This is a genomic window from Lyngbya sp. CCY1209 (assembly GCF_035615495.1).
Taxonomy (GTDB): domain Bacteria; phylum Cyanobacteriota; class Cyanobacteriia; order Cyanobacteriales; family Microcoleaceae; genus Limnospira.
In genome coordinates this window covers 1-26,969 of the sequence record NZ_JAJENU010000366.1, presented here as the reverse complement: position 1 = coordinate 26,969, position 26,969 = coordinate 1, and the positions used below count along the sequence as shown (strand labels likewise).

The 26,969-nt window shown below is 54.4% G+C and carries 24 protein-coding genes; 14 read left to right on the top strand and 10 right to left on the bottom strand.

What is annotated here, in order from left to right; all coding sequences use genetic code 11:
• Positions 1-279 (top strand): hypothetical protein (locus LKE08_RS10480; RefSeq protein WP_324704166.1); only part of this gene is annotated, 279 nt, incomplete at its 5' end.
• On the opposite strand, the gene LKE08_RS10475 is transcribed toward LKE08_RS10480, so the two are convergent.
• From LKE08_RS10475 to LKE08_RS10460, 4 genes are all read right to left on the bottom strand, one after another.
• Positions 260-976 carry a metallophosphoesterase family protein gene (locus tag LKE08_RS10475; protein WP_324704165.1) on the bottom strand — a complete coding sequence of 239 codons (717 nt, stop codon included), beginning with the start codon at positions 974-976 and terminating at the stop codon, positions 260-262. The genes LKE08_RS10480 and LKE08_RS10475 overlap by 20 nt on opposite strands.
• Positions 977-1,005: 29 nt before the next feature.
• Entirely contained in the window at positions 1,006-1,755 is a 750-nt protein-coding gene (locus LKE08_RS10470) for a metallophosphoesterase family protein (protein WP_324704164.1), read from the bottom strand.
• The gene (locus LKE08_RS10465; protein WP_324704163.1) at positions 1,748-2,260 is read right to left on the bottom strand and encodes a L,D-transpeptidase; all 513 of its coding nucleotides are present in this window, start codon (positions 2,258-2,260) and stop codon (positions 1,748-1,750) included. Before LKE08_RS10465 ends, LKE08_RS10470 begins: the two co-directional genes overlap by 8 nt.
• A gap of 147 nt (positions 2,261-2,407) precedes the next feature.
• Positions 2,408-3,061 (bottom strand): bifunctional 4-hydroxy-2-oxoglutarate aldolase/2-dehydro-3-deoxy-phosphogluconate aldolase, encoded by a 654-nt coding sequence (locus tag LKE08_RS10460; RefSeq protein ID WP_324704162.1) that lies wholly within the window; start codon positions 3,059-3,061, stop codon positions 2,408-2,410.
• A gap of 60 nt (positions 3,062-3,121) precedes the next feature.
• Between LKE08_RS10460 and LKE08_RS10455 the strand changes: the two genes are divergently transcribed.
• The gene (locus LKE08_RS10455) at positions 3,122-4,219 is read left to right on the top strand and encodes a glutathione S-transferase family protein (protein WP_324704161.1); all 1,098 of its coding nucleotides are present in this window, start codon (positions 3,122-3,124) and stop codon (positions 4,217-4,219) included.
• Between the two features lie 36 nt (positions 4,220-4,255).
• On the opposite strand, the gene LKE08_RS10450 is transcribed toward LKE08_RS10455, so the two are convergent.
• Positions 4,256-5,212: an alcohol dehydrogenase catalytic domain-containing protein gene (locus LKE08_RS10450; protein ID WP_324704160.1), complete on the bottom strand. Its 957-nt coding sequence runs from the start codon at positions 5,210-5,212 to the stop codon at positions 4,256-4,258.
• A gap of 175 nt (positions 5,213-5,387) precedes the next feature.
• On the opposite strand from LKE08_RS10450, the gene LKE08_RS10445 reads away from it, so the two are divergent.
• The gene (locus tag LKE08_RS10445) at positions 5,388-6,458 is read left to right on the top strand and encodes an ATP-binding protein (protein WP_324704159.1); all 1,071 of its coding nucleotides are present in this window, start codon (positions 5,388-5,390) and stop codon (positions 6,456-6,458) included.
• A 110-nt stretch (positions 6,459-6,568) separates the two neighbouring features.
• Positions 6,569-7,981: a cation:proton antiporter gene (locus LKE08_RS10440; RefSeq protein ID WP_324704158.1), complete on the top strand. Its 1,413-nt coding sequence runs from the start codon at positions 6,569-6,571 to the stop codon at positions 7,979-7,981.
• A 228-nt stretch (positions 7,982-8,209) separates the two neighbouring features.
• On the opposite strand, the gene pyk is transcribed toward LKE08_RS10440, so the two are convergent.
• Entirely contained in the window at positions 8,210-9,640 is a 1,431-nt protein-coding gene (pyk, locus tag LKE08_RS10435; protein WP_324704157.1) for a pyruvate kinase, read from the bottom strand.
• 155 nt (positions 9,641-9,795) lie between these two features.
• On the opposite strand from pyk, the gene LKE08_RS10430 reads away from it, so the two are divergent.
• Positions 9,796-9,960: a hypothetical protein gene (locus LKE08_RS10430; protein WP_324704156.1), complete on the top strand. Its 165-nt coding sequence runs from the start codon at positions 9,796-9,798 to the stop codon at positions 9,958-9,960.
• Here the strand turns inward: LKE08_RS10430 and LKE08_RS10425 are convergent.
• Together LKE08_RS10425 and LKE08_RS10420 are read right to left on the bottom strand one after the other, a co-directional pair.
• On the bottom strand, positions 9,922-11,286 hold the full coding sequence (locus LKE08_RS10425; protein ID WP_324704155.1) for a hypothetical protein: 1,365 nt from the start codon (positions 11,284-11,286) through the stop codon (positions 9,922-9,924). The two genes, LKE08_RS10430 and LKE08_RS10425, sit on opposite strands and share 39 nt — an antisense overlap.
• Before the next feature lie 363 nt (positions 11,287-11,649).
• Positions 11,650-13,203 (bottom strand): FAD-binding oxidoreductase, encoded by a 1,554-nt coding sequence (locus LKE08_RS10420; RefSeq protein WP_324704154.1) that lies wholly within the window; start codon positions 13,201-13,203, stop codon positions 11,650-11,652.
• Between the two features lie 73 nt (positions 13,204-13,276).
• On the opposite strand from LKE08_RS10420, the gene LKE08_RS10415 reads away from it, so the two are divergent.
• From LKE08_RS10415 to LKE08_RS10395, 5 genes are all read left to right on the top strand, one after another.
• Positions 13,277-14,107 carry a DUF928 domain-containing protein gene (locus LKE08_RS10415; RefSeq protein ID WP_324704153.1) on the top strand — a complete coding sequence of 277 codons (831 nt, stop codon included), beginning with the start codon at positions 13,277-13,279 and terminating at the stop codon, positions 14,105-14,107.
• Complete coding sequence (locus tag LKE08_RS10410; RefSeq protein WP_324704152.1) at positions 14,104-17,433, top strand: tetratricopeptide repeat protein; 3,330 nt, start codon at positions 14,104-14,106, stop codon at positions 17,431-17,433. The genes LKE08_RS10415 and LKE08_RS10410 overlap by 4 nt, the downstream gene beginning before the upstream one ends.
• A gap of 626 nt (positions 17,434-18,059) precedes the next feature.
• Complete coding sequence (gene fba, locus LKE08_RS10405; protein ID WP_324704151.1) at positions 18,060-19,139, top strand: class II fructose-bisphosphate aldolase; 1,080 nt, start codon at positions 18,060-18,062, stop codon at positions 19,137-19,139.
• Positions 19,140-19,286: 147 nt separating this feature from the next.
• Complete coding sequence (locus tag LKE08_RS10400) at positions 19,287-20,813, top strand: hypothetical protein (RefSeq protein WP_324704150.1); 1,527 nt, start codon at positions 19,287-19,289, stop codon at positions 20,811-20,813.
• 161 nt (positions 20,814-20,974) lie between these two features.
• Positions 20,975-21,538 (top strand): hypothetical protein, encoded by a 564-nt coding sequence (locus tag LKE08_RS10395; protein WP_324704149.1) that lies wholly within the window; start codon positions 20,975-20,977, stop codon positions 21,536-21,538.
• 4 nt (positions 21,539-21,542) lie between these two features.
• Here LKE08_RS10395 and LKE08_RS10390 read toward each other — a convergent pair whose 3' ends face one another.
• Complete coding sequence (locus LKE08_RS10390) at positions 21,543-23,120, bottom strand: hypothetical protein (RefSeq protein WP_324704148.1); 1,578 nt, start codon at positions 23,118-23,120, stop codon at positions 21,543-21,545.
• Positions 23,121-23,284: 164 nt separating this feature from the next.
• On the opposite strand from LKE08_RS10390, the gene LKE08_RS10385 reads away from it, so the two are divergent.
• Together LKE08_RS10385 and LKE08_RS10380 are read left to right on the top strand one after the other, a co-directional pair.
• Positions 23,285-23,683, top strand: coding sequence for a DUF2358 domain-containing protein (locus LKE08_RS10385; RefSeq protein WP_324704147.1), 399 nt, complete (start codon positions 23,285-23,287; stop codon positions 23,681-23,683).
• Positions 23,684-23,727: 44 nt separating this feature from the next.
• A complete protein-coding gene (locus tag LKE08_RS10380) occupies positions 23,728-24,915 on the top strand; it encodes a TRC40/GET3/ArsA family transport-energizing ATPase (RefSeq protein ID WP_324704146.1) in 1,188 nt (395 codons plus the stop codon).
• Between the two features lie 179 nt (positions 24,916-25,094).
• On the opposite strand, the gene LKE08_RS10375 is transcribed toward LKE08_RS10380, so the two are convergent.
• On the bottom strand, positions 25,095-25,913 hold the full coding sequence (locus LKE08_RS10375) for an inositol monophosphatase family protein (protein ID WP_324704145.1): 819 nt from the start codon (positions 25,911-25,913) through the stop codon (positions 25,095-25,097).
• Between the two features lie 192 nt (positions 25,914-26,105).
• Here LKE08_RS10375 and LKE08_RS10370 point away from each other — a divergent pair, with 192 nt between their 5' ends.
• Both LKE08_RS10370 and LKE08_RS10365 read left to right on the top strand, forming a co-directional pair.
• Complete coding sequence (locus tag LKE08_RS10370; protein ID WP_324704144.1) at positions 26,106-26,444, top strand: NAD(P)H-quinone oxidoreductase subunit M; 339 nt, start codon at positions 26,106-26,108, stop codon at positions 26,442-26,444.
• A 238-nt stretch (positions 26,445-26,682) separates the two neighbouring features.
• Positions 26,683-26,969: transposase (locus tag LKE08_RS10365; RefSeq protein WP_324704167.1), on the top strand; the 287-nt coding region annotated here is incomplete at its 3' end.

Here is a 26,969-nt window from a genome sequence, read left to right as displayed (position 1 = left end):
TCCTGGGAGGGACAAACCTTGAAACCCTTATATCAAGGTGATTTCATTACCCCATTCCCCATTCCCCATTCCCCATTCCCTGCGCGCAGCGCTATAATTGGCAACTTTATCCCAATTGTGTCAAAGCCTCCAGAATTGGGGGTTTGGGGGCGCGACTATTTACAAATTGTTTCCGATTGCTCTATAATCATCTTGAGAGGATTTTGGCTGGTAGGGGCGCAAGGCTTGCGCCCTCGGGAATTAATTCCCCATCAGGATTTCAAAAAAAAGCACTTTTGAAGCGGTAGGGTTCGATTTCAAATTCGTCGATCCAGGCGGTGCGTTTTTCTCCCTTTTGATTAGCCTGCCACATCCGTCCGGTCGTGACATCTAAACAGGTTAACCAGCCTTTGTTGCTGTAAACTCGCGTATCGATACAGACGGCGTAGCCGTAGTTGAGGGGTTGGCCGCTTTTTTGGCTGGTGTGGCCGCAAACCATGACTTTCCCGGAATGGTGGGGTCTGGCGTTGTAGAATTTCGCCCAAAATCGATCGTGGTCGGATTGTTCGGAAAGGGGGCGATCGGGATCGGCGTTGGCGTGGACGAAAAAGTGGGTTTCTTCTTCCCAGCAGTCCACGCAGGTTTGTTCGAGAAATTCCCAATGTTCGGCGGGGACATCTTCGAGGCGAGGTTTTTTACTCGATGAATTGTAGGAGAGTAAGGTTTCGTGACCGCCGGACATTTTCCACCCGTTTAAAGCATTCGGGTGCGATCGCGCTTCCAACATCATGATTTCGTGATTTCCCCGCAGGGCGACGAGTTGTCCGCCCTTGTGGAGCTCGATGAGGCGGTCGATTACCCCTTTGGAGTCCGGGCCGCGATCGACGTAATCTCCGAGGGTTATAATGCGATCGCCCTCGCCGGGATTCACCATTTTGATCAGGGTGTCGAAGGCGTTGGAACAGCCGTGAATGTCACCGATCGCCAAAATTCGCATGGAACTAACTCAGTTACTCTCGTGCAATTTTAACCGCGATGCACCTGAAATCGGAATCCCAGGTGGGAATAGGGCATTTCAAATTCGTGAATCCAGGCGGTTTGCTTTTCCCCCTGTTGATTCGCCTGCCAAATTCGCCCGGACGCGACATCCAGACAGGTCAGCCACCCCTGGCCGCAAACCCAAGTGTCGATGCAGATGGCGTGGCCGATGTTGATGGGCCGGCCGTTTTTTTGGGTGGTGTGCCCGCAAACCATCGTTTTTCCGGAACAGTGGGGGGCGGGGTTGTTGAATTGCTGCCAAAATAGCATCCGTTCCGGTTGTTGCTGGAGGGGCAAATTGGGGTAGACGCTGGCGTGGACGAAAAAGTGCGATCGCGTCTCCCACCAGTCCCGGCAAATTTTTTCCAAAAAATGCCAGTGTTCCTCGGGGATGCAGTTGATGCCCCCGCGATCGCCCGGTCGGCAGTAGGACGCCAGGGTTTCTTCGCCGCCGGACGCCTGCCAGTGATACCAGGCATTCCAACCCAGGGACTTCGCCCGTAACATCATCATTTCATGATTTCCCCGCAGGGCCACCAGTTGTCCCCGGTCGTGGAGCTCGATGAGGCGATCGATCACCCCTTTGGAATCCGGGCCGCGGTCTACGTAGTCGCCCAGGGTGATGATGCGATCGTGGGGTTGCAATTTGACCGCCCGCATCAGGGTGTCAAACGCCACCGAACAACCGTGAATGTCACCGATCGCGAGAATTCGTCTGGGTTTGTAAATCCTACTCATGCACGACCACTGGCGTCCCGACCGAGGCCCACTCAAACAGCCACTCGGCATGATCGACCGCAACATTCGTACAACCGTGGCTGACCGGAGTCCCAAACATATTATGCCAATAGGCGCCGTGAATTGCCATGCCGCCGTCGTAGTACATCGTAAAGGGCACGTCCGGAACATCGTAACCGGGGCCGACCATGCGGGTGCTGCGATACTTGGTTTGGACGGTAAACGTCCCGACGCGGGTGGGGGTGGAGGGTTTGCCGGTGGAGACGATCACCGCATAGACGAGATTGTTGCCTTCCCAAGCCATCAGACGCTGGCGGGTCAGGTCGATTTCGATCCAGCGTTCGGAGGACTGCTGCAACTCCAAAATCCGGCGGGCCATTAGGTTGTGAAATTGTTCGGAGCGGACGGGGGCCGAACCGCCGTAAAGTAGGGCGATCGCCACCGTCACTCCCGCCAGCAGCCGTCCGATATGAAACCCTCGAATTGATGTCTGACCGATTGTCATTTTCCCACCTCTTTCCTGCCATCGATGATTCTATCCCGCGTGTCGGTTAGATATAGATAGTGATTCTATTTTAGTCTGACTTTCTCCGCGAGGGTCAATTTTTGTCCGTTATTTTTGAATGATTTAAGATTGTTAGATCGACCGTTATCAATTTTCTCCTCCCTCCCATTTGGCCAGATTTTCGGTGAGTTGCCGCGATCGCATCGTAATCGCCTCCCAATTTCCTTCGGCGATCGCGTCTTGGGGAAACAAATCGCCGGACAATCCGACCGCGATCGCCCCCGAACGGATAAAATCGAGGGCATTGTTCAGCGTCACCCCCCCTGTGGGAATCAGGGGAATTTGACCGAGGGGACCTTGCAAGCTTTTGATATAACTCGCCCCCCCCACCGCCGCGATCGGAAACACCTTGACGCAACTCGCCCCCGCCTGCCATGCGGCGATGATTTCCGTGGGAGAAAGGGCGCCGGGAATCACGGGCGTTTCCGTCTCTTTCGCCACCCGAATAATCGGCAAATTTGTATTGGGAGAAAAGATAAATTGCGCGCCGGCATTGACCGCGTGAATCAACTCTTCCGCCGCCAAAATCGTCCCGGTTCCGATCGCGCAGTCCGGCAATTTCGACCGCAGTTCGGAAATGATTTCGGGAACGTCATTGCCGTTCCATGTCAGTTCGATCAGTCGAATGCCCCCCGCCGCCGCCGCCATCGCCATCTGTACGCCGACGTGAAAATTGGGGGCGCGAATCACTGCGATCGCCCGGTGGGTTTCGAGTCGTTTGAGCCAATAACTGTCCTGCATTTGATGGTGATTCAGTATAATTAGACGTTTAAATGGTATAATTTTACTTTAAAAAAAATCATGTCACAAACCTCGACAAAATCCAAGAGACGCGGCAGCCCCCTTCCCCCCGGCGCGATCGTCCGCCTGGGAAAATTCGTCTGGACGACGATGTGGCAGGTGATGATGTCCCAACTCGCCCCCCGCAGTTCCTCCGGGGAATACATCCGCCCGGAAAGCCAATTTCGGGATACCGTGGGGACTCCCGATCGCCCCGCCGAGGCGAAACGCTATGCTCTGATCGTGGGGTGGGGTTGTCCGTGGGCACACCGAGCCCTGGTTGTGCGGGCGCTCAAGGGCCTGGAAGAGGCGATATCGGTGGCGATCGTCTCCCCCTCCCCGGACTCGGGAATGTGGGCGTTCGACGGCGCGGAAACCGGCTGTGAGACGCTTCCCGACTTTTACCGATCGCTGCACCCGGGTTACTCGGGGCGATCGACGGTTCCGGTGTTGTGGGATCAACAAAAAAAGGCGATCGTCAACAACGAAAGTTCCGAAATTATCGTCATCTTAAATAATGCGTTTCAAGAGTTCGCAAAATACCGCGATCGCGACCTGTATCCGGCGGATTTGAAAGACGCGATCGACCATTGGAACGATAAAATTTATCAGACCGTCAATAACGGCGTCTATCGCTGCGGTTTCGCCCAAAGTCAGGAGGCCTACGAAACCGCCTGCGACGAACTGTTTTCCACCCTCGATCTCGTCGATGAAACGCTGGGAACTCATCGGTATTTGTGCGGCGATCGCGTCACCCTGGCGGACGTGAGATTATTTACGACTTTATTCCGCTTCGATACGGTTTATTACAGCCTGTTCAAGTGCAACCGCCGCCGCATCCGAGACTATCCGAATCTCTCCCCCTATTTGCGGGACTTGTATCAACTTCCCGGCGTCGCCGACACCTGCAAATTGGATGTCGTCAAACGGGATTATTACGGAAACCTGTTCCCCCTCAACCCCGGCGGCATCATTCCCAAAGGCCCCGATTTGGATTTGGATGAACCCCACGGCAGGGGGGCGGAGGAAGCGGAGGAGGCGGAGGAAGCGGGGGAAGCAGAGGAGGCGGAGGTTGAATTGGGGGTGGGCAGGCACGGAGGCACTGCCCCTACAATCTAAAATCTAAAATCTAAAATTTCCCCGCCCCGGAGAGTGTCAAATTTCCATATCCACCAACACTTTTAGCGTCCCCCGTTGTCGGGCGCGATCGAAGGCCTCCAGACCGCGATCGAGGGGATATTTCGCCTGAATTAACGGTTCGACGTCCACCCGGTGCTCGGCGAGGAGTTCCAGGGCCGGGGCGAAGGGGCCGCAGCGGGAACCCAGGAGGGTGATTTCGTCCACCACCAGGGACGAGGCGTCGATAGTCAGGGCGCCGGCGTAGGTGCTTTTCAACACCAGGATGCCGCGCGATCGCAGGGAACGGCGGGCCAGGGCGAACCCGTCGGGATTTCCCGTACACTCCACCGCCAAATCGAAACCGCGATCGGCCACGGCGTCGGCGAACCCCGTTTTGATGCCCCGATTTTCCAGCAATTCCAATTTTTCCCGGTGGCGCCCCACCGCCAGCAGGTCGCAACCCGTCAGGGCGAGGGTTTGGGCGATCAGTTGGCCGAGTTTGCCGTCTCCCACCACCAAAACCCGCCAGTCCGGGGAGACGGACACCTGCCGCTGAATTTCCAACGCCGCCGCGATGGGTTCGGTGAACGTCGCCTCGTCGGTGGACAGGCCCTCGGGCACCGGGTGCAGGTTTTCGGCGGGGAGGGCGAGGTAGTCGGCGAAGGCGCCGTCGCGGTTGACGATCCCCAAAACCGTGCGATTTTCGCAGTGGGTGGGTTGTCCGCGGCGGCAAAACCGGCACTCCCCGCAGGCGGCATTGATCTCGCCCACCACCCGCCGTCCGAGGAGATTTTCCGGGCCCCGTTCCACCACGCCAACAAATTCGTGGCCGGGGATGCCCCGGTAGGGGTAATACCCCCGCAGCAATTCCAGATCGGTGTTGCAGATCCCCGCCCGCAGGACCCGTACCAACGTCTCTCCCGGGGGGGGTGCGGGGGTCGGCAGGTCTGTGCGAAGTTGTAGTTGCTGATTTTCGAGCCAAATTGCTCTCATTGTCCTGATCTGTGTGTATTAATACCCGAACGATTTCATTGTATGCAATCGGCGAATTTGCCGACCCAGGGAATTTGTCACATAGAATAGAACAGGAGTGCAGTTGTCTGTGAAGTCGCTGACTCCGGTGGCTAGTGGGTGCAAGGCATCTATGGGAAAAAAACTCACGCGACAGATGTTATCATTGCCCGGGCCGGTCTTGATGGCTGCCGGTTTTGTTGTGGCAATTGCGATCGTCTGTTGGAACGGTCATCTGTCCGGGAGTAAATGGGCCGCTATTTTGATCGCCATTCTGGCGATCGCGTGGGGTTTGGGGATGGCGATCGCGGCGGGTCGGGAACGGCGGCAGTGGCGGCGAGAAAAACAAGCCCTGGAAACGTCGCTGGCGGAATTCCGCGATCGCTTGGAACTCGAAAAACAAGAGTTGGAACACAATTTAAAAGACCACATCGACAAATATCAAACCCTCCGGCAAGAAAATCAAACCCTCCACCAAATCAACGCCCGCAAAGATGAGTTTCTCAGACAAACCTCCCACGAACTGAGAACCCCCATGAACGGGATCATCTGCTCCCTGCAACTGTTGCTCGATGAGTTGTGCGACGATCGCGAAGAAGAACTCGAACTCCTCCAACAAGCTCACCAGTCTTCCATCCACTTACTCGGGCTGATCAATCAAGTTTTAGATCTGGCAAAAATCGAATCGGGGAAAGTCTCCGTCGAACTCAAATCCATCGACCTGCACGCTTCCCTGACGGCCGCCCTTTACCTCCAGTTCGCCAACTTTCGTCAGAAAAATCTGGAACTTCACAGAAAAGATTTCGTGCGGGGTATCAAGGTGCAGGCTGACCCGATCAAATTAAAACAAATTTTTATCAATTTGATCGGCAACGCCATCAAATTTACCGATCGCGGCAGTATCACGATCGTCACCGAAATTAGACAGATGGTCACTCCCCGAGGGGAAGCCAACACCCCAATGGCGGTCGTCACCATCAAAGACACGGGCATCGGCATCGATCCGAATCATAAAGATAAACTCTTCGAGGCGTTTCAGGTGGAGGATGAATCGAACATCAATCCCTACGGCAGCACCGGACTCGGCCTGGTGATTTCCAAGCATTTGATCGAAATGATGGGCGGCAGCATCCATTTGATGAGCCCGGGAAGAAACCAAGGCACGACGGTGGAACTCGTGCTTCCCCTGGCTGAAACTGACGAATTTCACGAGGTGGGGGACAATTAGTTCGCGATCGCTTGTATCGCCCGAAACACAAAAAAATGATAAATTTGTCGGCAAACTGATTGCACTCCCTGCGATAGTTGCGAGATGACCCGAATTGTTGAGGAGCGTTTATGAGTATTGCGATCGCGATTGATCGGGCTGTGATACCGATCCTGAACGGACAACTGGGGTGGCTCCCTAACCCCCTTCTCTTGACAGAAACCGTCGCAGAAGAAGGCTACGAAGATGCGGTCATCGCCTCGTTAGTCGCCACAGTTATTGTGATCTTTGTCGTCAGCCGCCTACTCGAAGAACTGTGCGTCCGCGTCGGACTGCCGGCGGTTTTGGGTGACTTGTTGGCCGGAATCGTCCTCGGGGCGTCGGCCCTGGGATTTTTGATCTTCGCCGAAGTGGGGGGGGAAGTCAATCCAAGCATTCTCAATTTTTTGGGAGCCGTCACGGGGGCCAGTCCGGAAGCCGTCACCAAAGCCTACGATTTCCAGATGGAAGCCCTGATCGACAGAACGGCGACTTCGGGTTTGTTGGTGCTGTTATTTGTCACCGGGCTCGAATCGGATTTGGGCGAGTTGATCCGCGTCGGGGGGCAGGCGGCGACGGTGGCCTGTTCGGGGGTAGCTATCCCCTTCGTTCTGGGCAGTTTGATGCTCATTTACGTCTTTCACATCGCCACCATTCCGGCTTTATTTGCGGGGGCGGCACTGACGGCGACCAGCATCGGCATTACAGCCAAAGTTATGCAGGATATCGGTGTTCTCAAATCCAAAGAAGGTCAAATTATTTTGGGGGCGGCAATTTTGGACGATATTTTGGGAATTGTCGTCCTGGCGGTGATGTTGAGTTTGGTGGCGACCGGAACGGTTGAAATTGCGACGATCGCCTCCCTTTTATTCAGTGCCACTTTGTTCGTTTTGGGGGCGGTGTTGCTGAACCGGTATTTCGCCCCAATTTTTGAAGCGATCGCCGACCGATTTAAAAGTCCGGGGGCGTTGATGACCCTAGCCGTCCTGTTTTTGGCGTTGCTGTCCCTGCTGGGTGTGGCGGCGAAGTTGGAAGCCATTTTGGGAGCCTTTGCCGCCGGAATTGTCTTGGCCGGAACCAATAAGCGGGACGAACTCCAACAGTTATTTCAACCTTTCGTTTACATCCAGACCACGGTCTTTTTCGTCACCGTCGGCGCCAAAGTCGATCTGAGCGTCATCAACCCCTTAAATCCCGAAAATCGGGAGGGCTTGATCATTGCCGCCATCCTGATCGCGATCGCGATCGTCGGAAAAGTGGCGGCCGGATTCGTCGTCATTTCTAAGGAGAAAATCAGCCGTCTGGCGATCGGGACCGGGATGATTCCCCGGGGAGAAGTGGGCCTGGTCTTTGCCGGCCTCGGCTCGGCAACCGGGGCACTCCCCAAGTCGTTGGATGCCGCCATCATCATCATGGTCATCGTCACCACTTTGATCGCCCCCATCCTGCTCCGATTTGTCTTTCCCAAATCCGAAGAAGTTACGCAAACCGAAGCGATCACATAATCTGAGCTCCGGTTGAGGAGGCGGGGGAGAGAGGGGGCTCCAGGAGGTTCCAGGAGGCTCCAGGAGGCTCCAGGGGGCAGATTCCCCAATCATCTTTAGATGATTTTGGCTGTTAGCTTGGGAATTGATTCCCAAGCGGTCCAGATATTCCACCCGCTTACCTCCGCTCCCCCCGCTCCCCCCGCTCCCCCCGCTCCCCCCGCTCCCCCCGCTCCCAAAGACCGGGCTTTAAGATGCCCCGCGAATTTTGTGAATTTTCAAGAAATTGGTGCCCTTGGCTTTCTTGGTGGGGATGCCGCCGATGATTAAAATCTCGTCCCCCGGAGAGGCGAGTTTCCGCAGCAGGAGATAGGTTTGCGCCTGATCGAGAAGCCCCTCGAAGGAATCGACCTCATGTTCGAGCAGCAGGGGTTTCACGCCCCAAACCAGATTCAGGCGGTGGTAAACTTTCCGGTTGGGGGTGAGGGCGACGACCGGCACTCTGGGGCGCTCGGCGGCGGCTAACTCGGCGGTGTAGCCGCTGCTGGTGTAGGCGACGATGCAATGCAGCTTGAGAATTTTGTCGATGGTGTTGAGGGCTTCGCTGATGGCGTGGGTTTCGTCCGTCAGGGCGGGGGGGTAGTTGGTAAAGTTGATTTCCGGTTCCACATCCCGGGCGATCTTCGCCAACATCTGCACGGCGCGGACGGGATATTTGCCGACGGCGGATTCCCCCGAGAGCATCACCGCATCCGTCCCGTCGATAATGGCGTTGGCTACGTCGGAGGCTTCGGCGCGGGTGGGGCGGGGGTTGTTGATCATGCTGTCGAGCATCTGGGTGGCGGTGATCACCGGGATGCCCTTTTGGTTGCACAGGCGGATCACCTGTTTTTGCAGCAGCGGCACCTTTTCCGGCTTCATTTCGACGCCGAGATCGCCCCGGGCCACCATCAGGCCGTTGCACTCGGCCACGATCGCCTCCAAGTTGTCGATCGCCTGGGGTTTCTCAATTTTCGCCATCACCGAGATCTGGCTGGCATTCCGTTCGGCTAAAAAGGTTTTCAAAGCCTTCACGTCGTCGGCGGTGCGGACGAAACTGAGGGAAATCCAATCCACGCCCTGGGAAATCCCGAACTCCAAGTCCTGCATATCTTTTTCCGTCAGGGAGGGCAAACGCAGGGCTAAACTGGGCAAGTTCACCCCCTTGCGGCTCTTGAGTATCCCCCCCTCCACCACCTGACATTTGACCGCGTTGCCGGAAATTTCCTCAATTTTCAACTCCAACAAACCGTCATCGAGGAGAATCTGCGCCCCCGGTTTGGCCTCCTCCGCCAGGTGGGGATAGTCGATGGCGACGGTGTGGGGTTGCTTCTGATATTCGTCCGTCGGAACCAGGGTGAGGGACTCTCCCGCCACGAGTTGAATGGCGCCGTCGGGAAGCTGTCCGACGCGAATTTTCGGCCCCTGCAAATCTTGCAGCAGGGTGATGGGAGTGTCCAACTCCTCGGAAACTTGTCTGAGGCGAGTCACAGTTTTCGCATGATCTTCATAGCTGCCGTGGGAGAAGTTGAGGCGAGCCACGCTCATTCCCGCCTCTACCATTTGGTAGAGAACTTCGGGAGAATTACTCGCCGGGCCGATGGTTGCCACGATTTTGGTGCGGTTGCTCAAAGGTTTCATAATCGTTTTTCATTTGAGAGAACAAAATTCTCGGTCTGTCGAGTTGTGAGGGAGCGGTCTGTTGTCCGTCCGTAAATTTGACCCGATTCTATCACCGTTTTTAGTCGCGGCAGCCCGGTTTGCCCGATCGTCTCGCCTTAACCTGACATTAAAGAATGGACCGCGCCTTGGCGGACCGCCGGCTTCTGAAAAGCGGGGAATGGGGGACGGCGGAAGGGACGGCATCTCCCGTCGCCCGCCCCGATTTTAACCGCCGTCTCCGCAGCGATCGCGGCGATCGCTCAAGACTGACAGAGGGCCAATTTTCGACTATCAAATAAGTTGACAATTCCCGCCGTCACCGTTTTTTTGATCTGGGGGTCGCACCCCGCCAAAAACTCCTCCGATGAAATCGCCCCTTGAAAGAATTTCTGGGCGCGATCGCGCTGTACTTTCATATCTTCAAACCCCATGGATTTGACCATGTAGGTGGTCAGGGGCGAATTTTTGATGTCGTGGTGAGAATGCTGGGTTCTGCCTTTTTCTAAGAGGGTCAAAACCGTCGATTCCAAATCGTCTTTGGGTCGGTATGGATTTTCAATTTCGGGCAAAAAATCCACCAGAGAAATGGCGACAAAATCTTCCGAGGGCATCTCCCCCATCAGCGTCGAAACCGGGATGACGCGGCCGAAGCGCAGGGAAAGGGCTTCCAAAAAGGCGATCGCGAACAGCTTGCTGCCCAGGTACAACCGCCCGACTCGAATGTTTCTTTCGGCCCGTTCCACCAGTTTTTTATAGGTGCGATCGTCGGGATAGCCGCGGAACTGGTGGAAGATGACTTCCGGCTTGAGAAAATTCATGAACCCTTCCATTTTTTGCAGGGCGGTGCGGTATTGATTGATCGTGTAGGCGCTGGCATTATTGAGGTAGTGGTTGGTTTCGGGGAGCAAATTCCAAGTGTTGTCCAAAAACAGGGCCGCACTCGGATCGGCGAAACTTCGCACGTCTCGGTTGGAGAGGCGGACCGATCGCCTCACCGTTTCGATCAGTTCCGCTTCCGTGAATTGGAGATGCCATTTTTGGGCGATCGCCTGCAATCTCCGATACAAAATTTCGCTGTTGCTCAATTCGATTTTTTCGGCACTTCGGAACGGAATCGTCGCTTCGATACAGGCGACAATTTCCACAGACAACTCGATGCCGAGTAGCGGTTCCAAAACCTTGGCGGCTACCAGGGCGCTCAAAAATTCATTTTGTCCGCCAAAGGGAGATAACATTTGGCCCGGCGCCATATCGAAGATTTCCGCGACGATTTCAAAGGTGGAATCTTTCGGGATGTTGGCGGCTTCCCGAATCCAGAGGTGTTCCCCCACTTGGCGGATAAAGGGCGCCAGGTAATAGGTGAGGTTGAAGTTGACACTCTGATCGACTTGGACGTAAACGACATCGTGGAAGAGTGCCGCCAAAACCTCAATCGGATCGTCCGTTCCTCCGACTTCAAAAATATGTTCGGGGGTGTGAAAATAACGCCACGGCCCAGTCATCGTTTGGACAATTAATTCGGCAATCCGAACCAATTCCGCCCCTGCGACTTCAATTTGAAGCTGCTCCATCGCCCAAACCAATTTGTCCAGACATTGCTGGTTATAATCCTGTTCTAGATCCATCCGACCCATCAAATTTAGACTCGACACAATTATAAATATAGTAATCCGAAATGTTTTTTGGAGTTCTGTACTCCCGACGGTTTTTCTTGACAAATCCTTCCGGACGGACTGTCGGGATCGCGATCGCGTAAACGCCGTACCGTCGCCCCAGACATAGATGCCGATTCCCTGACATCGGCGTGAGGCGATCGCTCGATTGAGGCTGACTCTGACTGACCGGTCTGAGGTTGCGGACGGGTGCGCTCCGGGGCTATTTCTCCTTTGAGCCGATCCATTCCGACGCACCCCCACTCAATTCTACCGCAAACGAGAAACGCAATCCCGAAAGAATTGGGAGATTTTTGCCGGCGGCGAACCCGCACTTCAAGCCTCGTAATCTCCTCCCGAACCGTAGCACCAGGCATCTATCCAGCGGTGGAGATAATATTTTTGTCGGGGGGAGAGGTTTTTGGCGAGGGGATCGAGGGTTTTTCCGAGGGGGTAAAGGAGGCTGTAACTCGCCAAATTGAAATAGTGAAGCGTCCAATCGATGAGGTTGCCGACCCCCACTTGGGGGATGACTTTAAACACCGTACCGGCGTGAAAAATCCCGGTCAAAAATAAGGTTTGGGCGAGGGCTGGAAACTGGATCACGTCCTGGAGAAAGGGTTTGAGGACGGGTTCCCCGAGGCGTTTCATGTCCCGAAAGACGGCGGCGAGGAGGGTGTTGATGCGATCGCCCTCCACGTCGCGATCAACCCCCACGCTCATGGATTTTTGAAACAGCCAGGTGACGGACAAACTGGGTTGGTAGGGTTGCAAAAGGGCGAGGGAATCGCGATCGAGAATGTCGGCATTTAGGGCTTCGTCGATGCCCCGCGTCAGGCGATCGAGGTGCCGCACCATCGCCCCGAATCCGCCGAAACTGAGGGGGGACTGGCTGCCGCTGCTGTCGCCGACGGGAAGGATAAAATTCCAGGGCGTTTTCAAAGGGCTTTTTCGGTAGCAGGGGAAGAATCCGAACAGCGCCCGCTTGAATTCCAACTGCGACAATTCCACCTTTTGATATTGGGGAAGTAAGGTCAAATAATCCTCGAAAAACTCCGCTAAACTGGGGCGATCGGGGTGGGCGTCGAGGTAGGTAAACATATAGGTCGTGCGCCCGTCCCGGGCGGGAAATGCCTCCCAAAAATACTGACAGTGATTTTTTATGGGGGTAAAAGATGCGAAAAGATCCCCCGTTTCGTTGTGGGGATATCCGCTGCCGCAGGTACCGACGACCAGACACACGGCATCGGGTTTTTGCCCTCCCCTCGCCTGCCTGACGATGGGGGAAAAGTGACCCATCGCGTCGAGCAATAATCGGGCGGTAAACGTCTGATTTTCAGAACTTTCTACCGTCACGCCGTTCGGGTGGACGATCGCGCCCTTGTACGGGGTATTTTCCAACAGTTTACCCCCGGCTTCCAAAAACCGATTTTTAATGGTTTCCAGCAGAAAAACCGGATCGACCCCCACGTTGAGAACGTCCCGAACCCAAATGTCGGCACTGTCGGGAAAGCTGAGGCGGGCGGGGTTGTATTCCGTCGCGATCGCCGTTTCCAACTCCTCGGAAGACAGCAAATTTAACTTCAAAAAAGTCTGCAATTCGTGGCGGGAAATATTCCACTCCTGATCCCGCCCCCGCAGCGTCCCCCGTTCCAGCAACGCCACCCGCGAGCCCCGCATCGCCAACGTCGCACCGATGAGAATTCCCAGCGTCCCGCCGCAAATGATCACATCGTAATCCGTCCCCTCCAGGGGTTCCGTCGTTTGGCGAACCGTCTCCGGCATCGGGAGGGTATTTTGTTTCATCGCGTCCCAGAGGCGATCGGCATTTTCCAGTCCCTTTTGGGGGTTTCCGGGAATTTGAGAAAGAACCTGTTCGGTGAGTGACATTGAATCTAAAACCATGCGCCACTTAACAGGATAGAAGATCTGCGTTCGTTCGGCCGTAAATTCTCCAAAATTGATGATTTGTAGTACACTGCGATCGCGACCTATTTTCCCGATCGCCATGAACCCAAACGCCCCGACGACTCCCATCTTGAGATATTGCGCGATCGCACTTCTGCCGTTTCTCGTGTCAGGAATGGCGACAGTTGAAGTCAGCCAATTTCGCCCGCCAGATATTCGCGAACCCAGCCGGCGGGAATCTGGGGGAACCCGTGGCGGGGGAATATTTGGGCGAGAAAATGCGATCGCCTTGGTTCCCGAAACGGGAGGAGTTACCGTTTCCGAGTTTCCGTCTTTTTTCTTTTACATTCCCGAAATTGACGGGGAGTCCTCCGAGGTGACGGCATTTTTTTCCATTGTTGATGAAAATGATAAAATCTACGAAACTCAATTTAACTTGCCACAAATAGCCGGAATTATCAAAATTGGAGGAACAGAAACCGCCGCCAAAGCGTCCCTAGAAATTGGTAAGATATACCGATGGTATTTGGAGATTGTAGGGCAGGAAATGCTGACGAGTGAAATTTTGGTAGGTACGGTTCAGCGAGTCGAAGCCGATCCGGAATTGACGGAAGCTTTAAAAGGGGCGATTCCCGAGGATTATCCGGATTTATACATCGATGCGGGAATTTGGTATGACAGCCTTTCGACGCTGGCTGAACTCCGACAAGCCGATCCCGACAATTCCAACCTGAAAACTCGATGGCAAGAATTACTCGAATCCGTGGGAATCAAAGCGATCGCCGATGCACCTTTATTGTCGATAAAAAGTGTATCCCCCGCCTCGGAATTTAGACCGCCGGACGATGGACTATCGCCCCTTCCCAGTCCCGGAGGAACCCGATGAATACCAATCGAAACGAACGATTTTTATTCAATAAAAATGGTTTTTTATTGGCGATCGCGTTAATTTTATGCCCGGTCATATTTCCGTTTAAACCCGCCCACACAACCCCTGCAAATTTGCGAACGCAAGCCGAACGACTGCGGCAGGGAAATCAAGAATTTGTGCGGGGAAATTTTCGGGAAGCCGTGGAAATTTATCGGGAAGCTTTACAACAGTTCCGAGCGGAAAATAATAACGCCAAAGTCGGGGAAACCTCACTCAATCTCGGGACGGCTTATCGAATTTTGAGTCAGTATGATTTCGCCCGAGAAGCGGTGTCGGAAGCGCTGAAAATTGCCAAAAAAATAGGCGATCGCCATTTAGAAGCCGCGGCGTTGATGGAGTTGGGGGTAATTTATTACAGCCGCAGCGAGTATCCCGAAGCGTTGGAATTGTACGAACAGGCGATCGCCATTAGCCGCGAGATTAGCCATCGGGAAATCGAAGGGCGAACCCTCGATCATGCGGGGGTGGTTTATCGGCAGCGGGGAGACTTTAAAAAAGCTTTGGAATTCCACCAAAAAGCCTTAGAAATTTTACAGGAAATCAACCTAATATCGCCCCAAGCGTTAGTTTTAAATAATATCGGTATCGTTTACGAACGGTTGGGGGACTATCCGCAGGCGATCGCATACAACGAACGGGGATTGTCCATCAGTCGGGAATACGGCGATCGCAACATCGAATCCCGCATCCTTCTGAGTCTGGGGGTGGTTTACAGCAACCAGGGAAACTATCAAAAATCTCGCGAAGTTTTGGAAGCGGCTTTAATTCTCGCGGAACAGATCGGAAACCGGGCGGCATCGGGTCGAATTTTAAACAATTTGGCAGGGGTTGAAAATGAAATCGGCGAATTTAAAAGTGCCTTGGATTACTATCAAAAATCCCTACAAATTCGGCGAGAAATTGGCGATCGCATCGGCGAGGGTGTCACCCTCAGCGGTATCGGATTGGTTTATCGAAATTTGGGACAGTACGATCGCGCTTTAGATGATTATCGTCAAGCCTTGGAAATTGCCCGAGAAGTGGGCGATCGCCCCGGTGAAGCTCATACTTTGATGAGTATCGGCGGGGTTTATTCCAACCAGGGAAAATACACCGAAGCGTTGCAGATGTACCGAGAGGCGTTGGCTATTCGGGAGGAAATCGGCGATCGCGCCGGACAGGGTTACACTCTCAACAGTATGGGGGCGCTTTATTATAGTTTGGGTCAGTTTTTAGAAGCTTTGAATGACTATGAAAAAGCACTGAAAATTCGCCGGGAAATTGGCGATCGCGCCGGGGAAGCCCAAAGTCTCAATAATATCGGTTTAATTTACGAAATGCAGGGACAGAGCGATCGCGCCCTGGATTTTTACCGCCAGTCCCTCGACATCCGGCGGGACATCGGCGATCGCGCTGGGGAAGGCAACACCCTCAACAATATCGGATTAATTTATAACCTCCGACGGGACTACGATCGCGCCTTGGAAACTTACGAGGAAGTGCTGATAATTCGCAGGGCAATCGGCGATATCGCGGGGGAAGGAACCACCCTCAACAACTTGGGTTCGGTGCATCGAAATCGGGGGGATTTTGACAGCGCGATCGCGGCTTACCAACAATCTTTGGTGATTTTTCAAGAAATTGGCAATCCGGAAGGGGAGCGATCGAACCTCAGCAGCATCGGCTGGATTTTAGAAAGTCAAAACCAAATCGAATTGGCGATTATTTTTTATAAGAAATCCGTCAACGTCACCGAATCCATCCGCCAAAATCTGGGCGGACTCTCAAGCCGCCAACAACAATCCTACACCGAAACCGTCGCCGCCACCTACCGCCGCCTCTCCGATTTATTGTTACAACAAAATCGGGTGTTGGAAGCGCAACAGGTTCTCGATCTTCTCAAAGTTCAAGAATTGGAAGATTATTTGGACAACGTGCGTGGCAACCGACAAACTTCTCAAGGTGTAGAACTTTTACCCCAAGAACAGCAAATTTATGAAGCCTACGCGGTCAGCCAGGAGCGCGCCATTAAACTGGGGCGAGAATTGGCACAATTGCGACAAATTCCACCGGGCGATCGCAGCGAAGAACAGCAGGAACGGATCGCCGAAATTGACCGAGTACAACAGCAAATTCGCCAAAACTTCAACGAATTTATCCGCAGTCCAGAAGTCGCCACCCGGATTCAAGAATTATCGACGGCATCCGGCGGACAAAATATCGACCTCCCCAATTTAAACTTACTCCAGCGACAACTCCAACAAATCGAACCCACCGCCGTTTTACTCTATCCCCTCCTTTTAGAAGAGCGGGTCGAATTGGTTTTGGTGACGCCCTTTTCTCCCCCCATAAACCGCTCCTTCGACATCGATCGCGAAGAACTCAACCGCGCTGTTTTGGAGTTTAGACGGGGACTGACGAACCCCACATTGCCGCCAAATTCGATCCTCAACTCCGCTCAAAAACTTTATGATATTTTAATCAAACCCATCGAAAATGACCTGATCCAAGCCGATGCAAAAGTCATTCTTTACGCCCCCGATGGCATCTTGCGATACGTTCCCATCGCCGGACTTCACGACGGCGATCGCTGGCTGATCGAGCGCTTTGCGGTCAACAATATCACCGCCGCATCCCTCACCAATTTGAACCCCGTCCCCCCCGATCGCGTGCGGGTTCTCGCGGGTGCTTTCGCCACCGGAAGTTATGAATTTGAGGTAGGAACTCGACAATTTTTAATGGCGGGACTGCCTTTTACCGCGATCGAAGTTGATCGCATCGCCGAGAGACTTCCCGACACCACAAAACTGGTGGACGAGGAATTTAATCGCGACGCGACTATCCCCCAACTCAACGATCACAGTATCGTCCATTTCGCCACCCACGCCGCCTTCGTACCGGGCCAACCGGAGGATTCATTTATCTTGTTCGGAGACGGCGATCGCGCCACGTTGCGGGAGGTGGAAACCTGGAACCTTCCCAACGTTTCTCTGGTGATTTTGAGCGCCTGTCAAACCGCCGTGGGCGGCATGGGAAACGGCGAAGAAATTCTGGGTCTGGGCTACCAAATGCAACAGGCCGGAGTGTTGGCAACCGTCGCCTCATTGTGGGTGGTGGACGATCGCGGCACCCAAGCGTTGATGGACGAATTTTATCAAGCGTTAGTTTTTGATCGCCAATCCCCCACCCGAGCCCTGCAACAGGCTCAAATCACTTTAATTAACCGGCAGGGAGACGATTCCCACCCCTATTATTGGGCAGCCTTTATCGCGATCGGAAACGGTTTATTTCCTTTGAATTAGCAGGGCCGTTTCATTCTCGGTTAAAAATTGTCGAGGCTGATGAGGAAAACCGCTGATCGGGGTGAGGAGTGAGGTATTTTTCCGGTTAAAAATACCTTTTCATTCCCCCAAATCTCCCGGTCGCTCCCTCTGGCTCCTGGAGCTCCCCCTACCATTTTTCGGGGAAAAATGAAACGGCCCGGCTTTGAATTAGGGGTCAATCACTTGATATCACCCGCCTTGAAACCCGGGGATGGAGTCCCTTGTTGGCTCAGAGCAAAAGTCCACGCCAGCCGGGACTCGGTGGGACACAAAGTGTCCTCAGATCAGATGACGATCCACTTTTTCCCTTTTGGAGCTTGAGCCTCACCCCCCGGGGACAATCCTCCTGATGTCGGTTGTATGCCTCCACTGTTCCACCCGTTTCTGGGTTCCCTCCGCTCCTGGATCTCCTGGATCTCCCTCCGCTCTTGGATCTCCTGGATCTCCTGGATCTCCTGAATCTCCCTGGAGTCCCCCAATTTCGGAGATTGGTGAAAATTATTTGATACAATTCGCCATAACTCGTAAAATTGTTTTAAGATTGTTTTAATTAAGACCGTCTTAGAAACCAACTCACAGATAAAGAAGACTTAGGAGGAGACTCTATGGCGCTCGTACCCATGCGGCTGCTGCTGGATCACGCTGCGGAGCACGATTATGGCATCCCAGCTTACAACGTCAACAACATGGAGCAGATCCAGGCGATCATGCAGGCTGCTCACGAAACCAACAGCCCGGTGATCCTGCAAGCTTCCCGTGGTGCCCGCTCTTATGCCGGCGAAATTTTCCTGCGCCACCTGATTCAGGCGGCGGTGGAAACCTATCCTCACATTCCCATCGCCATGCACCAGGATCACGGAAACTCTCCGGCGACCTGCTATTCGGCGATGCGTCACGGCTTCACCAGCGTGATGATGGATGGGTCCTTGGAAGCCGATGCCAAGACTCCCGCAAGCTTCGAGTACAACGTCAACGTCACCGCCGAAGTGGTGAAAGTGGCCCACGCCATCGGCGTGAGCGTGGAAGGGGAACTGGGTTGCTTGGGTTCCCTGGAAACCGGCATGGGTGACAAGGAAGATGGTCACGGTGCCGAAGGTGTTCTGAGCCGCGACCAGTTGCTCACCGACCCCGATGAAGCGGTGGAATTCGTGGAGCGGACCCAGGTTGACGCCCTGGCGGTGGCGATCGGAACCAGCCACGGCGCTTACAAGTTCACCCGCAAGCCGACGGGGGAAATTTTGGCGATCAGCCGGATCGAAGAAATTCACAGCCGTCTGCCGAACACCCACCTGGTGATGCACGGTTCTTCCTCTGTCCCGGAAGATCTGCTGGCGCTGATCAACGAGTACGGCGGCCAAATCCCCGAAACTTACGGCGTCCCCGTCGAAGAAATTCAGAAGGGAATCAAGAGCGGCGTCCGCAAGGTGAACATTGACACGGACAACCGTCTGGCGATCACGGCGGCAATTCGCGAAGCGGCTGCCAAAGATCCCTCCAACTTCGACCCCCGCCACTTCATGAAGCCTTCCATCAAGTACATGAAGAAAGTGTGCGCGGATCGCTACGAGCAGTTCGGAACGGCTGGCAACGCCGACAAGATCAAGGTTCAAACTTTGGATGAGTTTGCGGCCAAGTATGCCAGCGGCGAACTGAGTGCGACCACCAAGAAGGCTGTTTCCGTCTAATTCGTTCGGTTTTGTTTAAACTGATCGTTTCAACCCGGTTTCCGTTCGGAAGCCGGGTTTTATGTTCTGGGAGCGCGATCGCGCAGAATGCGGGAGTCCGTGCTACTTTGGGACAGGAGAAAAAAACCGGAAGGGTTGACCTGAAAGATGACCGGATTGCCGTTAAAATTGCAACGCCTCGCCAAAAAGAGCCAGCCTTTAGACCGGGTGGCGATCGCTTTGATGTTGGTGTTGAGTGTTCTGATTGGGGTCGTGGTGTTGAGCGGCGATCGCACGACGCCCCGGGTGCGGGAGTTCAGTTGGGCGAACCAACAGGTCGGTGCCGAGGATCGGGGCTTCATCTTGACGTTCAACCGCCCGATGGACCGGGAGAGCGTGGAACAAAATTTGCGGCTCGACCCGCCCCTGCCCGGTAAAATCAGTTGGGCGGGCAAGCGGATGGCCTACACGCTGATCGACCCGGTTCCCTACGGGACGCCGTTCAGCGTCCAGTTGCAGGGGGCCCGGGATAAGCTTTACGGGGAGAACCGCGAGGGCCGGCTGTTGGAACCGTTTACGGGGTATTTTCGCAGCCGCGATCGCGCCTTCGCCTACATCGGGGTGCGGGGAGATGAGGAGGGGCGGCTGATGCTGGTGAACCTGTCCCAAGATCCGAGGCCGGTTCCCCTGACGCCAAAAGATTTGGTGGTGTTGGAGTTTGAACCCTACCCCGAGGGCGATCGCATTTTGTTTTCGGCGGTGGCGCGCTCGGACCGCACCCAAGGTCAATTTGACCCCCAGTTGTACGCCACCACCACGGGAATCAACCCGGAATCGACGGCCGACAAATCGACTTCCCCCCAAGCTCCGGGGCAAGTTGAAACGCTCCTGGAAAGTGAGTCTTACCGCAACCTCAAGTTCGACCTGGCGCCCGACGGTTCGGCGATCGTCGTCCAGCGAGTCCACAAAACCAATCCCACGGACGCCGGACCGTGGATCTTGGAACCGGGCCGCTCTCCCAAACCGCTGCAGACGGAGGGGGGAGATTTCTTGATCGGCCCCGACAGCCAATCCCTGATCATCGCCCAGGGTCCGGATCTGACGACGATTTTGCCGTTGGAACCGGAGGCGGAGGTGTTGGAATATCTGCCCAAGTTCGGCCAGGTGTTGGGATTTTCCTCGGACGGCTCGGCCGCGGCGATGCTGAAGTTCAACTCGGACGGGACGCGATCGCTGTTTTTGGTCGATACCCAGGGCACCGAAACGGAACTGTATCGGACTCCCGAATTCGGCAACATTCTCACCGCCCAATTCGACCCGAGCGGCACGATTCTTTACACGTTGATCACCGAGTTGGTGGAGGAGAGCGAGGAGTATATCGAACAACCCTACATCGTGGCGATCGATTTAAAAACTGATGATATCGTCCCCCTGGTGATCCTCCCCAACCAACAGGAAATCAACCTGAGTCTTTCCCCCGACGGTCTGGCTCTGCTGTTCGATCAAACGGTGACTCGGGTGATGGAAGAAGATGTGGAAAATCGACCCCGCACGGAAGGGGGAGATACCGTCACCACCAGCCGCCTCTGGCTGTTGCCCTTGGTCGCCGACGACGTGGCGGACGACGGGACGGCATCGCAATTGAAGCCGGAGGAACTCCCTTTTTTGGGATTCAATCCCCAGTGGTTGCCGTAGGAGTTGAACAAAAAATCAAGTTAACGGGCATACTTCCCCCTCCAAGAATAATCTTACAACGATTGACTCGCCCCTGTCAACCCTTTTCAAAAAAAATTTTTTTTTAATTTTATCGAGGTTTGAACCGGATAAAATTTTGCCGAATATCGAGTTTTTAACCCATGCAACCTGAAGAGATCACCGAAACCCTGAGCGAATTATTTGGCGAGATGGTAAGCCAACCCGACGAGACGGCTTGGCAGGTGGAGGCTTCCGCGTTTCGCCTGCTGGTGTTGCTCTCGGAAGATCGGAGTTGGATGCGAATTTTACTCCCCATCGCCCCAATTAACGCCGCTAAAAATATTTTCGACAAACTGTTGGAAGCGAATTTTGATCTGACCCAGGAAACGCGGTACGCCATCCACCAGGATATCATCTGGGGGGTATTTCAGGGGTCAAGGGAGAATTTCAATCCGGCGGATTTTCGGGCAGCGATCGCAACATTGTTGGCCCTGCAAGAGCGGGGGCTCTCGGAATTTTACAATCAAAGAATAGAGGATCAAATTCGGCAAATTATTCGCATGGCAAAACAGCAGGGACAATCGATGGAAGCGACCTTGCAAAATTTGAATCGCTTGTATTCGGAGGGGTTGATGGGGGAAATGGAAGCGGGTGCAGAAAATCGGGAACGGACCCTGGCGGCTTGGCGGTATCAGTTAGAACGGCTGTGGCCGGAGGTGGAATGAGGCCTCAAACCAGCTTAAAAGATTGAAAGGCAGAATTATTGATATCGGTCGGAGTCAAGGTCAAATTTGCCCCCCCTTCCAGGATGGCGATGGTATCTCCCCCGACGGCGATCGCCAAATCCGACCCCACCGGAGAAATGCTATAGGTTTCCACCCCTGAGATCACCATTTCAATGGAGTCTCCTTCCGCCTGATTAAACCCTCGAATTCGCGCTTCTCCTTCCCCTCGATAAAAGGTATCAATTCCCAGCAGGCTGTAAGGGGGTCGGAGGCTGGTTCGCACGTAACCGAAAATAAAATTATCGGCCCCCGGACTTCCGATCAACAGGTCAAATTCGTCGTCGCCGCTGCTGGTATAGGTGCGTGGATTTCCCCCGGCAATCACTTCCACCCCCGTAATATCGTGGGGGCCGACTCCGAAGGCTTCGACGGTATCATTTCCGGCGGTGCCGACAAAAGTGGCTTGGCGGGTGGGTTCAAATTGTCCGACTTGTTGATAGTGATCTAAACCCGATTCGTACAACCCGGCTTGAACGGCTGCCGCCACATCGGGATGATCGGCATAGTATTCATTTTCGAGGAAGTTTTGTTGCAACGGCACTTCGCCGCTGTAGTTGATGTTGAGTTCTTGTCCGGATGCGCCTTCGACCACGAACCGCGTATATCGACTGATATCGGAAACCGTCACGTCAATCAGATTATCGCTCCAATAATAGCCGCCGGTGGCGCGAGTTCCCGCCACTTGAATCACGTCCTTTTCCGGGTCGTAATTTTGAATGATGGCGCGACCGAAAAAAGGATAAAAATCGCCGCCGGAAGGATTGGGAAGGGAACCACCAACGCCGATGACAAAGATATCGGAACCGGCGGAACCGACCAGGGTATCCACTTCGCTGTAATCGTCGATACTTCCCGTCAGATTTTCATTGTCAAATCCGTCGCTTTCGTAGATGCGATCGCCATTTTCATCCAACCCGACTTCCACCCCGATCAGTTCGATGGTTCCCAAACCAAAACCGGCAACAACATCATCAAAGGGCCCCCCCACAAATGTCACCGATCGCGACGGTTCAAATTGGCCGAAAAGTTCGTAGTGATGGCGGCCCGTCCGGAAAACTCCAGCCTCAACCTGTTGTGCGATATCGGGATATTTGTCCAGATATTCGGCATCCAAAAAAGAGTTAGCAAACCGTCCTTCGTTGGCCCCGAACTTGAGAAAGTGTTCCAGTCCGTTCCGAAAAGATTGGTTTTGAATAAATGGAACCAGATCGCGGTTATTATTGAGATAAAAGGTTTCGTCGTAGTCGGAAGAAATTTGGGTGAGTCCCGACTCGTAACCCGATTGAATAAAGTGATCCAACCCCGAGGCAAACAATCCGGAGTTGACGGCGTTGGCCACCTCGGGATGATTCGCCAAATAATAGGATTCGTCAAAATAGCGGGAGACTTCGGTGAAGCCGGAGGCTTGGCCGAACCGTTGAAAATGATCGAAGCCGGATGAGACGATCCCCTGTTCGATTCCACTGGACACGAACGGATATTTTTGGAGATAATATTCTTCGTCAAAAATGTCGTAATTCATGGTTTTCTATGTTATAATTATGGCAAGGAATTGGAGCCGATTCACCCAACCGACCTTGGGTCGATTCGACTCCAGTCCCTTTCTTCCAGTCTAGCCATATCCGCCCCAAAGCGGAGTTGATTTTAAAAAAGACTTAACCTTTTGAAGGGTTGAAATCGAGTTTTATGGTGCCAACTGACTTGCTGGAAATCCTGAAACGGGACTATCAAAATTTTCCCGCCGATCAAACCTACGCTATCTATGCGGAAGACGTTTATTTCAAAGATCCGGTTAACGAATTTTCCGGGCGCGATCGCTACCAAAAAATGATCGGCTTCATGGAAACCTGGTTCAAAGACATCCAACTGGACCTGCACGGCATTTCCGAGTCCGGGGACACCATAGAAACCCGCTGGACCCTGAGTTGGACCGTCTCCGTCCTGCCGTGGCGTCCGCGAGTGTCCGTCCCGGGGCGGAGCGAACTGCACGTCAACTCGGAAGGCGCGATCGACAGCCACATCGACTATTGGAACTGTTCCCGCCTCGCCGTCCTCGGGCAGGTTTTTCAACAAACCCGCCGTTAACGTTAAAATAATGTAAATAAATTTTAAGCGGGGATCAGGATAATATGCGCGTAATTTTGATGACCGGAAAAGGCGGGGTCGGCAAGACCTCCGTCGCCGCGGCCACGGGGTTGCGGTGCGCCGAGTTGGGCTACAAGACGCTGGTTTTGAGTACGGACCCGGCCCACTCCCTGGCGGACAGCTTCGACGAACCCCTCGGACACGATCCCCGCCAGGTGAAGCCCAACCTGTGGGGGGCCGAACTCGACGCCCTGATGGAATTGGAGGGCAACTGGGGCGCCGTCAAACGCTACATCACCGAAGTGTTGCAGGCGCGGGGACTCGACGGCGTGCAGGCGGAGGAACTGGCGATTTTGCCGGGGATGGACGAGATCTTCGGTTTGGTGCGGATGAAACGGCACTATGACGAGGGGGACTTCGACGTTCTGATCATCGACTCGGCCCCCACGGGCACGGCTCTGAGGCTGTTGAGCTTGCCGGAGGTGGGGGGCTGGTATATGAGAAGATTTTATAAACCGTTACAGGGGATGTCGGCGGCGCTGCGGCCGTTGGTGGAGCCGATTTTCAAACCGATCGCGGGTTTTTCCCTGCCAGACAAAGAGGTGATGGATGCCCCCTACGAATTTTACGAGCAGATCGAGGCGTTGGAAAAGGTGCTCACGGACAATCAACAAACCTCGGTGCGGCTGGTGACGAACCCGGAAAAAATGGTAATCAAGGAGTCTCTCCGCGCCCACGCCTATTTGAGTCTGTACAACGTGGCAACGGATTTGGTGATCGCCAACCGGATCATCCCCGACGCGGTGAGCGACCCGTTTTTCAAGCGCTGGAAGGAGAATCAGCAGCAATATCGCCAGGAAATTCACGACAATTTCCGGCCCCTTCCGGTGAAGGAGGTGGAATTATTTACGAAGGAGATGTGCGGGTTTGAGGCGTTGGAGCAACTCAAAACTGTTCTCTACGGGGAGGAAGATCCCACCCAGATTTATTACCGGGAAAATACGGTGCAGATTGTGGAAGAACAGGGCGGCTACAGTTTGCAATTGTATTTGCCGGGAATTCCCAAAGAGCAAATTCAGTTGAATAAAACCGGGGACGAACTGAACATCCGCATCGGCAACCACCGCCGCAATTTGGTTCTGCCGCAGGCGTTGGCGGCGCTGCAACCGGCGGGAGCCAAGATGGAGGAGGACTATCTGAAAATTCGCTTCGGGGACGTGGCGAAGGTATAGCAACGAGCGCTGGCGTGGTAACACGCCGGGAATGATCAATCTCTCTACTCCCGACTCCCTTTTATAGGTTTTGTAACTATACGATCGCGCACTGCTATATCTTGAGGCTGGGGGAGAATGAATTGATCATTGATCATTGATAATTGATCATGATCAATTTTTTCTTTGTACCCGACGCCCTAATTAGGCCCGAATCCCAATTTTGACTCAGCGAGGGGTTGAAGTGTGTCGAGCCACTGGGTTTGGCTGACGACGAGGGTGGGGAAGGAGCGATCGCCGTAGTCGAGTCCGCTTTTGAGGGGGAAAATCTCGGCGGAGTCCAGGGGGATCCAAACGGCCCCGGAGGCTTGGACGATCGCCCAGGCGGCGGCGATGTCCCAGATTTTGGGGGTGGCTTCCACCCCGCCGATGCAGGTTCCGGCCGCGACGGTGAGGAAATTGTAGGTAGCCATGCCCAGCATCCGCACTTTAGCGGGGAGGTGGGGAGCGATGGCGACGCTGCGGGAGCAGAGGTTGAAAAATTGATTCGGCCCGAGGACGTCGGTGGTGGGGTGGATGGGAATGCCGTTGCCGAAACTCCCCGTGGGAACGTCGAGTCCCGACCGATCCGGCCAGAAGCCGTGAAAGGTTTGTTTGAGGGGGGGGAGGTGGATGTGGCCAAAAATGGGGGTTCCCCGGTAGAGCAAGGCGAGGGAAATGCCCCAGATGGGGATGCCGCGGGTAAAATTGGTGGTGCCGTCGAGGGGGTCTACGATCCAACACCAGTCCGCCGTCGGAAAGATGTGTTCCCCCTCTTCGGAGAGGACGCCGTGGTCGGGGAAAGTTCGGGCGAGCGCGTCCCGAATTTCGCCGTCGGCCCAGCGATCGGATCGCGTCACCAGGCTGCCGTCGGATTTAGCTTCGGCTTGCACCGCCCCGAAATCCCGCAGCAATTGTTCTCCGACGCGGCCGGCGGTGGTTTCGGCGAAGGCGAAAATTTGGTTCCAAAACTCAGTCACGATCGATATCCTCTCGGCAGTTGCGGCGATGCCCCCAACTTCCGGGGCGATCGCACTCAGCTCTAAGGTATCAAATGGGCGTCCCCTTGTCCGACTCGAGGGCGCGAGAGCCCGATTCAGACGTCAAAATGTCGTGGGAGGGTGCAACAATAAGTCAAAGTACAGATTCAAAACAGGCGATCGAAAATTCCTATGTTGTTGAAGTCTACGACCCGTCACATCCACATTTTTACCGCCGAAATCCAGGATGATGAAATCATGCCCAGCGACCAAAAACTCACCCTCGACGTCGATCCGGACAACGAGTTGAACTGGAACGATGAGGCGCTGCAACAAGTCTACCGAAAGTTCGACGAGTTGGTAGATGCCGCGGCCGGGGAAGACCTGACGGAATACAACCTCCGCCGCATCGGTTCGGATCTCGAACATTTGGTGCGATCGCTGTTGCAGTCGGGGCAAATCTCCTACAACCTCGGCACCCGGGCGATCAACTACAGTTTGGGATTGCCCCGAGTGGAAGCCGAATCCTGAATCGGGAAAGAGAAACTTCTCACTTCTCGCTCCTGACTCCTCACTTCTAGAGTGCCGGGTTCGGGTGCGGGGAAGGGAATGTCCGTCCCCCCGAACATCCGATTTTGTACCTCACCCCGGTGACAAACGCCAGATTGAGAATTGGCGGCGGGAAAAACAATTTCCCGCTTTTTCGTCGCTCCTCGCCGGCGATCGTTTCGGGGGGAGGCGCTAAAATAGTTCACGGAAACAGACTGGCATCAGGGAGCGCACCAACAAACAGCGGCGCAGTCCAACTGAACGTCGTCGCTCCAATAGTTGGGCGTTTGATCAAATCAGGCAGTTCCTGACCTATAAAGCACTGGCGGCAGGCGTCCCTTTGATGACGGTCAATCCGGCCTACACGTCGCAAACCTGTCATTGTTGCCTTCATATTGGAGAACGCAGCGGCAAACGGTTCAAATGCAGGAACTGTGGTTGGATTGGTGATGCCGATTATAATGGTTCGCTCATGATTGCTATTTCTGGGGGCGCTGCAAGCCGTCC

Excerpts from the sequence above, each read along its gene's own strand:
- LKE08_RS10475 (WP_324704165.1), bottom strand. The coding sequence starts at position 976 with ATGCGAATTTTGGCGATCGGTGACATTCACGGCTGTTCCAACGCCTTC.
- LKE08_RS10470 (WP_324704164.1), bottom strand. The coding sequence starts at position 1,755 with ATGAGTAGGATTTACAAACCCAGACGAATTCTCGCGATCGGTGACATT.
- LKE08_RS10465 (WP_324704163.1), bottom strand. The coding sequence starts at position 2,260 with ATGACAATCGGTCAGACATCAATTCGAGGGTTTCATATCGGACGGCTG.
- LKE08_RS10460 (WP_324704162.1), bottom strand. The coding sequence starts at position 3,061 with ATGCAGGACAGTTATTGGCTCAAACGACTCGAAACCCACCGGGCGATC.
- LKE08_RS10455 (WP_324704161.1), top strand. The coding sequence starts at position 3,122 with ATGTCACAAACCTCGACAAAATCCAAGAGACGCGGCAGCCCCCTTCCC.
- LKE08_RS10450 (WP_324704160.1), bottom strand. The coding sequence starts at position 5,212 with ATGAGAGCAATTTGGCTCGAAAATCAGCAACTACAACTTCGCACAGAC.
- LKE08_RS10445 (WP_324704159.1), top strand. The coding sequence starts at position 5,388 with ATGTTATCATTGCCCGGGCCGGTCTTGATGGCTGCCGGTTTTGTTGTG.
- LKE08_RS10440 (WP_324704158.1), top strand. The coding sequence starts at position 6,569 with ATGAGTATTGCGATCGCGATTGATCGGGCTGTGATACCGATCCTGAAC.
- pyk (WP_324704157.1), bottom strand. The coding sequence starts at position 9,640 with ATGAAACCTTTGAGCAACCGCACCAAAATCGTGGCAACCATCGGCCCG.
- LKE08_RS10430 (WP_324704156.1), top strand. The coding sequence starts at position 9,796 with ATGGACCGCGCCTTGGCGGACCGCCGGCTTCTGAAAAGCGGGGAATGG.
- LKE08_RS10425 (WP_324704155.1), bottom strand. The coding sequence starts at position 11,286 with ATGGATCTAGAACAGGATTATAACCAGCAATGTCTGGACAAATTGGTT.
- LKE08_RS10420 (WP_324704154.1), bottom strand. The coding sequence starts at position 13,203 with ATGTCACTCACCGAACAGGTTCTTTCTCAAATTCCCGGAAACCCCCAA.
- LKE08_RS10415 (WP_324704153.1), top strand. The coding sequence starts at position 13,277 with ATGATTTGTAGTACACTGCGATCGCGACCTATTTTCCCGATCGCCATG.
- LKE08_RS10410 (WP_324704152.1), top strand. The coding sequence starts at position 14,104 with ATGAATACCAATCGAAACGAACGATTTTTATTCAATAAAAATGGTTTT.
- fba (WP_324704151.1), top strand. The coding sequence starts at position 18,060 with ATGGCGCTCGTACCCATGCGGCTGCTGCTGGATCACGCTGCGGAGCAC.
- LKE08_RS10400 (WP_324704150.1), top strand. The coding sequence starts at position 19,287 with ATGACCGGATTGCCGTTAAAATTGCAACGCCTCGCCAAAAAGAGCCAG.
- LKE08_RS10395 (WP_324704149.1), top strand. The coding sequence starts at position 20,975 with ATGCAACCTGAAGAGATCACCGAAACCCTGAGCGAATTATTTGGCGAG.
- LKE08_RS10390 (WP_324704148.1), bottom strand. The coding sequence starts at position 23,120 with ATGAATTACGACATTTTTGACGAAGAATATTATCTCCAAAAATATCCG.
- LKE08_RS10385 (WP_324704147.1), top strand. The coding sequence starts at position 23,285 with ATGGTGCCAACTGACTTGCTGGAAATCCTGAAACGGGACTATCAAAAT.
- LKE08_RS10380 (WP_324704146.1), top strand. The coding sequence starts at position 23,728 with ATGCGCGTAATTTTGATGACCGGAAAAGGCGGGGTCGGCAAGACCTCC.
- LKE08_RS10370 (WP_324704144.1), top strand. The coding sequence starts at position 26,106 with ATGTTGTTGAAGTCTACGACCCGTCACATCCACATTTTTACCGCCGAA.